Below are 12,924 nucleotides of genomic sequence, written 5' to 3'. Positions count from 1 at the left end.
AGGGAGGACCAACAGGTGACTGCGACCACAGAGGGGACGTGGGTGGGGGCTCCCGGCGCGATCGGGCCTACCGGCCGTCCACGTCCGGTGTTCCCCGAGCCGACCCCGCCGGAGTCGCACGGGCCCGCGCGCATCGTCGCGATGGTGAACCAGAAGGGCGGCGTCGGCAAGACGACGACCACGATCAACCTGGGCGCCGCGCTCGCCGAGGTCGGTCAGCGGGTCCTGCTCGTCGACTTCGACCCGCAGGGCGCGCTGTCGGTCGGTCTCGGCATCGACCCCCGGCCGCTCGAGGCGACGGTCTACGACCTGATCATGGAGGAGCCGGACGTCACGGTCGAGGACGTGCTGCTCGACACCACCGTCGAGGGTATGCAGCTCCTGCCGAGCAACATCTTCCTGTCCGGCGCGGAGATCCGGCTCGTCAACGAGGTGGCCAGGGAGTACGCCCTCCAGCGGGCGCTGGAGCCGCTGCTGCCGCACTACGACATCTGCCTGATCGACTGCCAGCCGTCCCTCGGCCTGCTGACGGTCAACGCGCTGACCTGCGCGCACAGCGTGATGATCCCGCTGGAGTGCGAGTTCTTCGCGCTGCGCGGCGTCGCGCTGCTGATGGAGTCGATTGGCAAGGTCCAGGAGCGCCTCAACAAGAGCCTGGAGATCGACGGCCTGCTCGCCACGATGTACGACCCCCGGACGCTGCACGCCCGCGAGGTGCTGCAGACGATCATGCAGGGCTTCGGCGACAAGGTCTTCCACACGGTCATCAACCGGACGGTCCGCTTCCCCGACGCCACCCTGGCGGGGGAGCCGATCACGCAGTTCGACCCCGGCTCGATGGGCGCCACCGCCTACCGCGAGCTGGCCCGCGAGCTGCTGGCCAGGTGGCCCGCCCGCGTCTGACCGTGATGTCGGCAGGCGCCGCGCGATCGCGCCGGTAGGGGACAATGGCAGGTGTGACGACCGGCCAGGAGACCGCCCTGGGGAGCGAGGAGAGCGCCCCGAGCGGCTTCCAGGTGCACCTGGACGTCTTCGAGGGGCCGTTCGACCTGCTGCTCGGGCTGATCTCCAAGCACAAGCTGGACATCACCGAGGTGTCCCTGCACAAGGTCACCGACGAGTTCATCGCGTACATCCGGTCGCGGGGCCCGGAGTGGGACCTCGACCAGACGAGCCACTTCCTGCTCGTCGCGGCGACCCTGCTCGACCTCAAGGCGGCCCGGCTGCTGCCCACCGGAGAGGTGGAGGACGAGGAGGACCTCGCCCTGCTGGAGGCCCGTGACCTGCTGTTCGCGCGGCTGCTGCAGTATCGGGCGTACAAGGAGGTCGCGAAGATCTTCTCCGGCCGGATGGCGGAGGAGGCGCTGCGCTTCCCGCGGGCCGTGCCGATGGAAAAGCGCTTCGCCGACCTGCTGCCGGAACTCGTGCTCGGCATCGGGCCCGAGCAGCTCGCCAAGATCGCGGCACGGGCCTTCACTCCCAAGGCCCCGCCGTCGGTGTCGGTCTCGCACATCTACCAACCGCTGGCCAGCGTCAGGGAGCAAGCCGCTATTCTTGTCGAGCGGCTGAGGCGGCTGCACACGGCGACCTTCCGGGCGCTGACCGCCGACTGCGCGGGGACGTTCGAGGTCGTCGCCCGCTTCCTGGCCGTCCTCGAGCTGTTCCGGGAGGCCGCGGTCTCCTTCGAACAGGTCGAACCGCTCGGCGATCTGTACGTCACCTGGACGGGGACCGCCGACGGCGACGTCACGGTCGGCGACGACTACGACGAGGGCCGGCGCGAGGAGCGGCCCGCCGAGGCGGCGGCCGCTCAGGACGAGTGAGGCGGGCCACCCGACCGCGTCGAGGCCGCGCCGAACCGAGGACGCCGGACGGCGCGGCGGAGATGTGACCCGCACGACGAGCGAGGAGCGATGGAAGCGAGCGACACCCCCGGTTCCGGCGACGACCTCTCCGGCTCCGCCGGCGATGTGACGGGGCGGGACGGCGGCGCGCTCGCGTCATCCGGCCTCGGATCACCGGATCCGGCCCCCGTCGCCGGGGAGTCCGAGGCGGAGCCGCCGGCCGAGGGGCCCACGCTCACCGCGGCCCTCGAAGCGATCCTGATGGTGGTGGACGAGCCGGTCGCCGAGGTGACCCTCGCGCAGGTGCTCGAACGCCCGACGGCGGAGATCGCCGCCGCGCTCCGCGCGCTGGCGGAGGAATACACGGCCGCCGGACGGGGTTTCGACCTGCGAGAGGTGGCCGGAGGCTGGCGCTTCTACACCAGGGCGGAGTGCGCCGCGCTGGTGGAGAGGTTCGTCAGGGACGGCCAGCAGGCGCGGTTGACGCAGGCCGCGCTGGAGACCCTCGCCGTGGTCGCCTACCGGCAGCCGGTCAGCCGGGCCCGGGTGGCGGCGGTGCGCGGCGTGAGCAGCGACGGCGTCATGCGGACGCTGGTCGCACGCGGCCTCGTGGAAGAGGCCGGAACCGACCCGGAGAGCCAGGCAGTGCTCTATCGGACGACGAGTTACTTCCTGGAGAGACTGGGGCTGCGGAGCCTCGACGAGCTTCCCGAGCTCGCCCCGTTCCTCCCGGACGACGTGGAAATTCTTGAGGAGCAGAAGTAGTGAACAACAGGCGTGGCACCCCGTCCGGTGAGGGACGCGGTCGGAGCCGGAGCACCGGTCAGCAGGGCGCGAGCCCGCGTGGATCCCGTGGCGGATCCGGCGGCTTCCGCCCCCAGGGCGACCGGCGCGGCGGTTCCCGCGTCCCTGGTTCCCGGTCCGGGTACGGTTTCGACTCCAGGTCCGGCTCAAGGTCCGACTCCCGGTCGGACAGGCCGGACTCCAGGCGGTTCGACGAGACTCCGCGCGGCGACCGGTACGGCGACCGCCGCACCGACGGCCGCGACGACCGCTCGCGCGGCCGTTACGGTGACACGGGTCGCAGCGGCGACACGGGTCGTTACGGTGACGCCGGCCGCCGCGACGCGCGTTCCGGCGGCGAGCGGTATCGCGACGACGACCGGACCTCCTACCGCGCCGAGCGGGGCGGTTCCCGCGGCAGGTACGGCAGGCCCGAGGGCGGCCGTTCCGGCGACCGCGACGGCGCCCGCGGCTTCGAGCGTGACGGCGGCCGTGGTTTCGACCGCGGCTTCGACCGTGATCGCGGTTCAGGCCGGGAGCGCGGCGCCCGGGACGCCTACTCCGGTGACCGTCCCTCGTTCCGTACCGAGGGGACCGGTTCGCGCGGCCGCTACGGCAGGCCGGAGGGCGGCAGGGACCGGGTGCGTGACCGCGACGGCGGTTACGAGACGACTCGTGAGACGAGGCGGGCGGCCTTCCGCGACGAGGACCGCGGCGACCGGGACGGCCGGAGCCGGCGCGGTGACCGTGAGGGATGGAGCGAGCGCGGCGATCGTGGGGCCCGGAGCGGGCTCGGCGACAGGGGAGCACGGAGCGGGCTCGGCGACAGGGGAGCACGGAGCGGGTTCGGCGACAAGGGGACCCGGAGCGAGCGCGGCGACCGTGAGACGCGGAGCGCGCGGCCCGAGCGTGGCGACTTCCGCGCGCCGCGCGGCGGCGGCAGGGGCCGTACGAGCCGCGACGAGGTGCAGACGATCGGCCGCCTGGGCGGCGGGCGCGGCCGGAACGGCGGCCCCGGAGCGGGCGCCGGCGGGCGGAGCGCGGCGCGGCCCGCGGGAGGTTCCACAAGCCCCGGCGCGAGCGGCCCGGTGGGCAACCCGTTCAAGACGTCCCGGCAGCCGCTGCGCGACCCGGACTTCTATGACGAGAACTACACCGACGAGCGCGACACGACCGAGGTGCCGGACGGTGAGCGGCTGCAGAAGGTGCTCGCCCAGGCCGGGGTGGCCAGCCGGCGTGCGTGTGAGGAGATGATCGGCGACGGCCGGGTGACGGTGGACGGACAGACGGTGCGCCGCTACGGCGCGCGCGTGGATCCCGCCAAGCAGGTCATCCGGGTCGACGGCAAGCGGATCCCGACGTCGTCGGAGACCGTCTACTACGCGCTCAACAAGCCGATCGGCGTGGTGAGCACGATGGACGACCCCGAGGGCCGGCCGTGCCTGAACGACTACGTGCAGGACCTCGCGCCCCGGCTGTTCCACGTGGGGCGTCTCGACACCGAGACCGAGGGCCTGCTGCTGCTGACGAACGACGGCGAGCTGGCCCACCGGCTGACCCACCCGAGCTACGGCGTGCAGAAGAAGTACTGGGCCAAGGTGCCCGGTCCCATCCCGCGCGACCTGCACAAGGTGTTGCGCAAGGGCGTGGAGCTGGACGACGGCCTGGCCAAGGTGGACGAGTTCCGGGTGGTGCAGGAGCACGGCCAGCAGGCGCTCGTCGAGGTCGTCCTCCACGAGGGCCGCAAGCACATCGTCCGGCGGCTGATGGAGACGGTCGGGCACCGGGTGATCGACCTGGCCCGCATCGAGTTCGGCCCGGTCAAGCTGGGCAGGCTCAAGCCGGGGACCGTCCGTGCGCTCACCGTGCAGGAGATCGGCGAGCTGTACGCGGTGGTCGGCCTGTAGCCTTTCCGCGCGGCAAGCGAAGGCCGCAAGCCGGGCAGAATTGGCTGAAAGTCACGTAGATGGGGCGGGTTCGTCTCCGGAGGAGACCGGCCCGTCCCAGCGAGAGGGGAACGACACCATGGTGCGGGCGATTCGCGGAGCCATCCAGGTCGACGGCAACGATCGTGACGCGATCCTCGCCGGGACGACCGAGCTGGTGACCGAGGTGATGGGGCGCAACAACCTCACGACCGACGACGTCATCAGCGTGATCTTCACGTGCACGCCCGACCTCACGGCGGAGTTCCCCGCGCTGGCCGCGCGCAAGCTGGGGTTCCACGACGTGCCCCTGCTGTGCGCGACCGAGATCGACGTGCCGGGCGCGCTTCCGCGCGTGGTGCGGCTGATGGCCCACGTGCAGACCGACCGTCCCCGCCAGGAGATCCAGCACGTGTATCTGCGCGGAGCCGTGGCGCTGCGCGTGGACATCGCCCAATGAGCGTCCCTCACTAGGCGTCGCTCACCGAGCACCGCCCGGTAGGCGTCGCGCGGCAGGACCACCCCGGACGGCGGGGCCGGCGAACCATTCACCATCCACCCACGAGACATCCGTCGCGGGACAGGGCGCCTGGGGACGGCGACGGCAGGAAGAGCACGATGACTCCCATCGAGGACGCCGAGATCGGCAGTGTGGTCGTTGTCGGGACGGGCCTCATCGGCACGTCGATCGCACTGGCGCTGCGGCAGCGGGACGTGCGGGTCTTCCTGGCCGACCGGGACGCGGGAGCCGTACGGCTCGCGCGTGAGCTGGGCGCGGGGGAGGACTGGACCGGCGAGCAGCGGGTGGATCTCGCGGTCGTCGCCGTGCCGCCCCAGTTCGTCGCGCAGCAACTGCTCGACCTGCAAAAGCGCGACAGCGCCCGCTTCTACACCGATGTGGCGAGCGTGAAGGCGCTTCCGCTGGCCCAGGCCGCCCAGCTCGGCTGCGACCTGACGGCGTACGTCGCGGGGCATCCGCTGGCGGGCCGTGAGCGGTCCGGCCCGGCAGCGGCCCGCGCCGACCTGTTCCTCGGCCGCCCGTGGGCGTACTGCCCGACGGACGAGGCGTCCCCCCGGGCGGTGGCCGCGGTGGAGCGGCTGATCTCGCTGTGCGGCGGCAACGCCGTCCGAGTGGACGCGGCCGAGCACGACCGCGCCGTCGCGGTCGTCTCGCACGCCCCGCACGTGACGGCCGCCGCGGTGGCGGCCCGGCTCGCGGAGGCGTCGGAGACGGCGCTCGGGCTGTCGGGGCAGGGCGTGCGCGATGTCACCCGCATCGCCGCCAGCGACCCCGCGCTGTGGACCGGCATCCTCGCGGGCAACGCGCTGCCCGTCGCCGAGGTGCTGGAGGCGCTCGTGGCCGACCTGAGCGCCGCCGCCCGTTCGCTTCGCGCGCTGGCGGGCGACGGCGCCGCCATGGGGCAGGTCACCGACCTCCTGTCGCGCGGCGTGCGGGGGACCGGAAGGATCCCCGGCAAGCACGGCGGCCCGGCACGGACCTACGCGGTGGTCCAGGTGCTCATCGGCGACCGTCCCGGCGAGCTGGCCCGCCTGGTCCAGGCCGCGGGCGAGACGGGTGTCAACATCGAGGACATCCGCCTGGAGCACGCCACCGGGCTGGAGCTCGGCGCGGCCGAGCTGTACGTCCGGCCGGAGGCGGCGGAAGCGCTCACCAACGGCCTGCGCGAGCGTGGCTGGCAGGTGCCTGGCTGACCCGGTCCTCCGCTACGTCCGGTGACGTCCGGGTGGCCGCCTCCGGGGCGCGGGTGGGAGCGGCGGCGATGTAACGGCGCAGGTCGGGGATCGCCCAGGCGATCGCCGTAACGGTGACCACGGTGAGCAGCCCGCCCGCGCAGATCACGATGCGCGGACCGGACAACCCACCCGCGCCGTCCTGCAGGTTCGCGCTGACGAACCCGTGCAGCAGGTTCGCGATCTGCGGCCCTCCGACCAGCACGACGGTGAGCGCGCCCTGCACGCGCCCGCGTACGGCGTCGCCGGTGCGCGCCTGCATGATCGTGGTGCGGAAGGTGCTCAGCACGCAGTTGACCGCGCCGCCGAGCGCGAGCGCCGCCAGCGCGATCCACAGCTCGGCCGCCAGGCCGACGACCACGACGGCGATCCCCCACGCGACGGCGGCGCCCGCCACGAGGGCGCCGTGGCGCCGGGCGCGGGTGAACGTGCCCGACAGCAGCCCGGCCGCGAACACCCCGGCGGGGTAGGCCGCGTAGAGCAGCCCCGTCACGGGGCCGCCCCCGGCCGTGCCGCCGAAGACGTGACGGGCCAGCTCGGGGAACAGCGCCGACGGCATGCCGAAGACCATGGCCGCGAGGTCCACGGCCAGCACCGCCGTCAGCAGCCTGTCGGCCGCCAGGTAGCGGAACCCGGCCGGCATCCGGGCGGCCGCGAAGAAGCCTCGGCCGCCGCTCGCCGAACCTGCCGCACCCGCCCCACTCGGCCCGCCCTCCGTGCCCGCCGCGGGAGGCGGTGACAGCGGTGGCAGCGGCGGCAGCATGGCGACGGCCCACACCACGGCGAGCAGTGCGACGGAGTCGAACAGGTACAGCGTGCCGAGCCCGGCGACCGGAATCAGCACACCGGCGAGCATCGGCCCCAGGATCGACCCGCCGTAGCGGACCAGCGAGCTGAGGCTGTTGGCCGCAGGGAGCAGCTCAGCCGGGACCAGACGGGGCACGGTGGCCCCCGTCGTCGTCAGGACCGTCCCGTAGGTCAGGCCCTGGAAGGCCACCGCCACCAGCAGGACGGGGAGGGAACGGCCACCGAGAGCCGCCTGGAGCCACAGCGCCGCGTACGTCAGCGCCAGGCCGAGGTGGGCGGCCAGCAGCATCGTCCGCCGGTCCATCCTGTCGGCGAGGGCGCCGCTCCACACCGCCGCGGCGACCAGCGCGGCGAACGACACCCCCGCGGCGGCTCCCACGGCCGCCGACGAGCCGGTGACCGTGAACAGCTGCGTCGGCACCGCGACCACGCTGAAGGACCCGCCCACAGCGCAGATCACCGAGGCGGCCCACATCCGGCGGAACGCCGGAACGGCCAGCGGCCGGCAGTCGACGGTGAAGGCCCGCACGGAGGCCGGTCTGGAGGAACAGGCGGCAGAACGGCGTGGGGGCACCGTTGTTGCGCTCATCGCGCGGCCCCGCGGTCGCCGGGGGTCGCGGACCCCTCCGCCGCCGCAGCGCCGGCCGCAGCGCCGGCCGGACTGTCGGCCGGAGCGTCCTCCACCACGTCGGCCACCACGCAGGCGACGTTGTCGGGGGCGCCGGCGGCGTACGCCCGGTCGATCAGCTCGTCGACGACCTGCTGCGGACCGCCGGGACCGGCGAGCGTCTCGCGCAGCACCCCGACCGGCACGACACCCGGCAGGCCGTCCGTGCAGAGCAGGTAACGGTCGCCGGGGGCGGCCTCGTGCATCGACAGGTCGGGCAGGGAGGATCCGCTGCCGGTCAGCGCGCGCACCAGAAGCGAGCGCCGCGGGTGGGAGACGGCCTCCTCCGGGGTGAGCCGGCCCTCGTCGATCAACGACTGCACATACGAGTGGTCGTGGGTGAGCTGGAACAGCCCCCCGTCGCGGAACAGGTACGCCCGGCTGTCGCCCACGTGCACCAGTGCCAGCCGCGGCCCGGACCACACGAGCGCGGTCAGCGTGGTGACCGCCTCTCCCGACGGTGCCGAGTCGGCGATGTCCCGGATCGCCCGCTCGGCGTCGCCGACGGCGTCGGCGAGCGCGCCGAGCAGGTCGTCGGGGAGGACGGACAGGGTCTGCAGGCGCCTGAGCGCGCCGACGGCCGCCGCGCCGGCGCGGTCGCCGCCCGGCCCGCGCATCCCGTCGGCCACCGCCAGCAACCGCTCGCCGGCGTACGCGACGTCCTCGTTGCTCGTCCGCACCGGTCCCGGCTCCGACCGGGCGGCGTACCTCATCCCCAGCGTGGTCGTGGTGTCCTTCACGGCGCTGCCCCTTCCCGACAGGTGGTCGACGAGGAGGGCGGCGAGCCGGCCGCGGGCCTCGGTCTCCGCCGTGACGTGCCGCCAATAGGCGGCCACCTCCTCGGCCGCGTCGGGCGCGGGCAGGTCGCACACCTGCCGGATGCGCGCCAGCGGCATGCCGAGCCGCCGCAACCGGGCGATCAGGCGGGCCCGCTCCAGCTGGGCCGGGTCGTAGTAGCGGTATCCCGACTCCCCGTCCACCGCGGCCGGCCGCAGCAGCCCGGCCTCGTCGTACAGGCGCAGCGCCTTGGGCGACAGCCGGGCGGCCCGTGCGAACGTCCCGATGGTCAGCAGTTCCCGCACCACTCCTCCTCGTCCCGGCCTCCGTGGGCCGGTGCCGACGATGCTGGGGCTTCACCCAGGGGCAAGGTCAACACGCGGAGGAAGCTACACGGGGCGGGGAGGGGGCGTGGCACGGGCACGCGTGACTATCCGGCAGGGGCCCCGCCGAAGCCCGCTCAGGAGCGGGTGACCGCCTGCCTGGGAGGCGGCGCCGCGGGCGCGTGCTCCGGCAGGCCGTGCCGCCGCCACCACCGGGCCAGGGGCCGGGGCGCCCACCACGCCCGTTCGCCGAGCAGCCGCATGGTGGCGGGCACCAGCAGGCCGCGCACGATCGTGGCGTCGACGGCGACCGCGATCACCAGGCCGACGCCGATCATCTTCATGATCGTCACGCTGGAGAAGGCGAAGCCCGCGACGGACACGGCGACCAGGAGGGCGGCACTGGTGACCACCCCGGCCGTCCTGGCCAGTCCCCGCGCCATCGCCTCCGCCGGATCGGCCCCGCGCTCGCGCTCCTCGCGTACGCGCGACAGAAGGAACATCTCGTAGTCCATCGCCAGCCCGAAGGCGATCGCGACGATCAGCACGGGGAAGTTCACGTCGACGGCCCCGACGGGCTCGAAGCCGAGCACCCCGGCCAGCCGGCCGTCCTGGAAGATCAGCTTGATGGCGCCGAAGGACGCCGACAGCGACAACAGGTTCAGCAGCACCGACTTGATCGGCAGGATCACCGAGCCGAACGCCAGGAACATCAAGGCGATCGATACCACGGCCACGAACAGCGCCATCCACGGCAGGCGGGAGACGACCATGTGCACGATGTCCACCCGCGAGGCGGGCATCCCGGTGAACGACGCGACGGCCCCTGCCGGAGGCGGCACGGCCCGCAAATCCTCGACCATCCGTACGGCCTCGCGGGACATCGGGTCCATCGCGTAGCCGAGGGTGATCCTGGCCAGAGCGCCGGTGGTCCCGGTGACGGCCGCGCCCTCCACGCCGGACACGGCGTCCAGCCGGGCCGCGTAGCCGTCCAGCGCCGCCCGGTCAAGGGCGCGCGGCGCCTCGACGACCGCCGTCACCACCTTGGCGGGGTCGGCGGTGAAGCGCCCGGCCAGCTCCCGGGTCACCGTGCGCGCGTCGGCGCCGGAGGGCAGCACCCAGTCGCCGGGCCTGGCCCAGTTCACGCCGAGGAACGGCAGGCCGAGCGCCACGAGCACCGCGACGACGGCGAGCGCGCTCGCGAGGGGCCGTCGCATGACGGCGTGGGCCAGGCGATACCACCGCTCACCGGAGGCGGCGGGCCGGGCGCGGCCGTCCCGGCGTCCGAGCTCCCCCCTGCCGACCCGGCGGCCGAGCCCCTTTCCGCCGGCCCGGCGGCCCATGGCCGCCAGCAGCGCGGGCAGCACGGTGAGGGAGGTCAGCACGGCCAGGACGACCGTGGCGGCGCCCGCGTACGCCATCGACAGCAGGAACCGCGAGGGGAACACCGCGAGCCCCGCGAACGACAGCGCGACGACCGCGCCGGAGAACGCGATCGTCCGGCCCGCCGTGGCCGTCGTCCGCTCCACCGCCGTCTCGACGGACGCGCCCCTGCCGAGCTCCTCCCTGAACCGGGTGACCGCGAGCAGCGCGTAGTCGATCGCCAGGCCGAGGCCGAGCACCGTGACGACCTGGATGGCGAACGTCGAGACGTCGGCGACCAGCGTGACCAGGCGCAGCACCGCCATCGTGCCGAGCGCGGCGACCACGCCGACGGCCAGCGGGAGCGCCGCCGCCAGGAGGCTGCGGAAGACCACCGCCAGCAGGATCAGCAGGATCGGAACCGAGATCGCCTCGGCCAGCCCGATGTCGCGCACGATCGTGCTGTTGACCTGGTCGGTCATCGCGGTGAGGCCGCCGAACCGCACGGTCAGGCCCTCGACCTCGAACCTGTCCCGGATGCCGCGCAGGGCGCGTACGCGTTCCTGGTCGTCGGGGGAGCGGAACTGCACGGCGACGTAGGTCGCGTGCCGGTCCTGCGACACGAAGCCGGGTGAGCCGGTCGACCAGTACGACTCCAGCCGTGCGACGTCCTGACGGGGGACCGCGTCGAGGGCCCGGCGTACGGGACCGGCGAAGGCGGGGTCGTCCACCGTGAGGCGGTCGCTTTCGTACAGGACGACGACGTCGGCCGTGTGCCGGCCCAGCGGTCCGGCGAGCAGGCGGTCGGCGTGCGAGGACGGGCTGCCGGGGTCGTCGAAGCCCGCGCCGCCGCCGAGGCGGCCGAAGACGCCGGCGCCCCACACGCCCGCGACCACGGTGAACAGCAGCGCGCCCAGCAGGATCAGGCGACGGTGACGGACCGCGGAGCGGCCCAGAGCGCCGAACATGGGCTTTCCTCATTTCGATAGTGGAGAGTGTCGCTATCTATAATTCATCGATAGTGACGCTATCCATGTCCGTGGGCGCGGGCAAGCCCCGGGCCTATCCTGGGAGGGTGCGGCGAGGGAGAGGGACATGCGGATCGCGGAGCTGAGCAGGCAGACCGGGGTCCCGATCCCCACCATCAAGTACTACATGCGCGAGGGGCTGGTCCCGCCGGGAGAGCGGACCGGCCCCAACCAGGCGCGGTACGGCGAGGAGCACGTCAGGCGGCTCCGCCTGGCCCGGGCGCTGGTCGAGGTCGGAGGGCTGCCGGTGGCCTCGGCCCGCGAGGCGCTCGCGATGATCTTCTCCTCCGGCATCTCGGAGTTCGACGTGCTCGGCAAGGCCCAGTACGCGCTGACCCCGCCCAGGGAACGCGCCGAGGACGACGCCTGGGACGAGGCCGCCGCGCAGGTCGACGAGCTGCTCGCCCGGCGGGGCTGGCAGGTCAAACCGGGCAACCCGGCCAGGCGGACGCTGGCGGACGCGCTGGCCACCCTGCGCCGCCTCGGCCAGGACGACTACCTGGACCTGCTGGAGACCTACGCCGAGACCGCCGAGCGCCTGGCGGACACGGAGGTGCGGGCGATCGGCCGGCGGGGCGACCTGCACGCCATGACCGAGGCGATCGTGATCTGGACCGCTCTCGGCGACCCCCTGCTCGCCTCCCTGCGCCGCCTGGCCCAGGAGGCGCAGGCGGCCCGGCTGCTCGGCGGGACCGCCGAGGAGACCGCCTGAGAGCCGTCTGACAGCCGCCGCCGGAGAACCCGCGACGAACGCCCGGCGAACGCGAGACGATCGCGCGGGAAGCCCTGTCCCGCCGCCGATGCATGCTTTCCGGCGGTATCCCGGTAGCCTCGGGGACGACGATTCGAAGGGGAGAAGGAGAGCCGGTGTCGGGTCTGGTCGTCGCCATGGACGGTCCCTCGGGATCGGGCAAGTCGAGTGCCTCGAAGGGCGTCGCGCGGGCGCTGGGCCTGCGATACCTCGACACGGGCGCCATGTACCGCGCGGTCACCTGGTGGATGCTCCAGCGGGGCGTGAACCTGGAGGACGCCGCCGAGATCGCCGCGAGGTCCGCAGAGCCCGCACTGGTGATGAGCACCGACCCCGACGCGCCGGGCGTCACCGTGGACGGCGTCGACGTCAACGGGCCGATCCGCGGCCCCGAGGTGACCGGCGCGGTGTCGGCCGTCAGCGCCGTGCCCGAGGTGCGCCGCCGGCTGGTGGCCCTGCAGCGGGCGATCATCGACGAGTCCCTGCCCGGCGGCGGGATCGTGGTCGAGGGCCGCGACATCGGCACCGTGGTCGCACCGGACGCGCCCGTCAAGATCTACCTCACGGCGAGCGCCGAGGCGCGCGCCCTGCGCCGTACGGCCGAACTGGACGGGACGACCGTGGAGGCGCAGAAGGCCGCGATGGCCCGGCGCGACGCCATCGACTCGACGCGCAAGGCCGATCCGCTGGCGATGGCCGCGGACGCGGTGGAACTGGACACGACGCCGCTGGACCTGGACGAGGTGATCGCCGAGGTGCTCCGGCTCGTCAAGGAGCGGGTCTGACGCCCGCACGCCCCGCCTGACCGCCTCCCGCGCCGCGTCTGCGCCGGGGGGCCACGCGGGGCGACGTACGAACGAGCCCGGCCCCGGAAGCGGTCCGCCGGGAGGCCTCACGGGAGGCCG

General features: G+C 73.7%; 11 protein-coding genes. 8 read left to right on the top strand and 3 right to left on the bottom strand.

Going from position 1 to position 12,924, the window contains the following annotated elements:
- The first annotated feature begins 42 nt into the window (after positions 1–42).
- The 6 genes from ABZ860_RS04490 (at position 43) to ABZ860_RS04465 (ending at position 6,265) form a co-directional block, all read left to right on the top strand.
- Positions 43–903, top strand: coding sequence for an AAA family ATPase (locus ABZ860_RS04490; RefSeq protein ID WP_275414070.1), 861 nt, complete (start codon positions 43–45; stop codon positions 901–903).
- A gap of 53 nt (positions 904–956) precedes the next feature.
- Positions 957–1,823 carry a segregation/condensation protein A gene (locus ABZ860_RS04485; RefSeq protein WP_357214984.1) on the top strand — a complete coding sequence of 289 codons (867 nt, stop codon included), beginning with the start codon at positions 957–959 and terminating at the stop codon, positions 1,821–1,823.
- 282 nt (positions 1,824–2,105) lie between these two features.
- The gene (scpB, locus tag ABZ860_RS04480) at positions 2,106–2,609 is read left to right on the top strand and encodes an SMC-Scp complex subunit ScpB (protein WP_357216287.1); all 504 of its coding nucleotides are present in this window, start codon (positions 2,106–2,108) and stop codon (positions 2,607–2,609) included.
- Positions 2,609–4,534, top strand: coding sequence for a pseudouridine synthase (locus tag ABZ860_RS04475; protein ID WP_357214981.1), 1,926 nt, complete (start codon positions 2,609–2,611; stop codon positions 4,532–4,534). Before scpB ends, ABZ860_RS04475 begins: the two co-directional genes overlap by 1 nt.
- Before the next feature lie 118 nt (positions 4,535–4,652).
- A complete protein-coding gene (gene aroH, locus ABZ860_RS04470) occupies positions 4,653–5,012 on the top strand; it encodes a chorismate mutase (protein ID WP_193203012.1) in 360 nt (119 codons plus the stop codon).
- Positions 5,013–5,170: 158 nt separating this feature from the next.
- The gene (locus ABZ860_RS04465; RefSeq protein WP_357214977.1) at positions 5,171–6,265 is read left to right on the top strand and encodes a prephenate dehydrogenase; all 1,095 of its coding nucleotides are present in this window, start codon (positions 5,171–5,173) and stop codon (positions 6,263–6,265) included.
- On the opposite strand, the gene ABZ860_RS04460 is transcribed toward ABZ860_RS04465, so the two are convergent.
- The 3 genes from ABZ860_RS04460 to ABZ860_RS04450 form a co-directional block, all read right to left on the bottom strand.
- Complete coding sequence (locus ABZ860_RS04460; protein ID WP_357214976.1) at positions 6,222–7,640, bottom strand: MFS transporter; 1,419 nt, start codon at positions 7,638–7,640, stop codon at positions 6,222–6,224. The two genes, ABZ860_RS04465 and ABZ860_RS04460, sit on opposite strands and share 44 nt — an antisense overlap.
- 56 nt (positions 7,641–7,696) lie before the next feature.
- Positions 7,697–8,860 (bottom strand): MerR family transcriptional regulator, encoded by a 1,164-nt coding sequence (locus ABZ860_RS04455; RefSeq protein WP_357214973.1) that lies wholly within the window; start codon positions 8,858–8,860, stop codon positions 7,697–7,699.
- Positions 8,861–9,015: 155 nt separating this feature from the next.
- Positions 9,016–11,208, bottom strand: coding sequence for an MMPL family transporter (locus ABZ860_RS04450; RefSeq protein WP_357214971.1), 2,193 nt, complete (start codon positions 11,206–11,208; stop codon positions 9,016–9,018).
- Between the two features lie 127 nt (positions 11,209–11,335).
- On the opposite strand from ABZ860_RS04450, the gene ABZ860_RS04445 reads away from it, so the two are divergent.
- Both ABZ860_RS04445 and cmk read left to right on the top strand, forming a co-directional pair.
- Positions 11,336–11,980: a MerR family transcriptional regulator gene (locus tag ABZ860_RS04445; protein WP_357214968.1), complete on the top strand. Its 645-nt coding sequence runs from the start codon at positions 11,336–11,338 to the stop codon at positions 11,978–11,980.
- A 176-nt stretch (positions 11,981–12,156) separates the two neighbouring features.
- Complete coding sequence (gene cmk, locus ABZ860_RS04440; RefSeq protein WP_357216285.1) at positions 12,157–12,804, top strand: (d)CMP kinase; 648 nt, start codon at positions 12,157–12,159, stop codon at positions 12,802–12,804.
- Positions 12,805–12,924: the final 120 nt, after the last annotated feature.

Origin of the sequence: Microbispora sp. NPDC046973, assembly GCF_040644495.1 — a bacterium.
In the GTDB taxonomy this organism is placed as follows: domain Bacteria; phylum Actinomycetota; class Actinomycetes; order Streptosporangiales; family Streptosporangiaceae; genus Microbispora.
The sequence above is the reverse complement of the archived record's forward strand: the minus strand, read 5'-3'. Positions and strand labels throughout refer to the sequence as shown.

Coding starts and splice junctions, on each gene's coding strand:
- scpB (WP_357216287.1), top strand. CDS start 2,106: ATGGTGGTGGACGAGCCGGTCGCCGAGGTGACCCTCGCGCAGGTGCTC.
- aroH (WP_193203012.1), top strand. CDS start 4,653: ATGGTGCGGGCGATTCGCGGAGCCATCCAGGTCGACGGCAACGATCGT.
- ABZ860_RS04465 (WP_357214977.1), top strand. CDS start 5,171: ATGACTCCCATCGAGGACGCCGAGATCGGCAGTGTGGTCGTTGTCGGG.
- ABZ860_RS04450 (WP_357214971.1), bottom strand. CDS start 11,208: ATGTTCGGCGCTCTGGGCCGCTCCGCGGTCCGTCACCGTCGCCTGATC.
- ABZ860_RS04445 (WP_357214968.1), top strand. CDS start 11,336: ATGCGGATCGCGGAGCTGAGCAGGCAGACCGGGGTCCCGATCCCCACC.
- cmk (WP_357216285.1), top strand. CDS start 12,157: ATGGACGGTCCCTCGGGATCGGGCAAGTCGAGTGCCTCGAAGGGCGTC.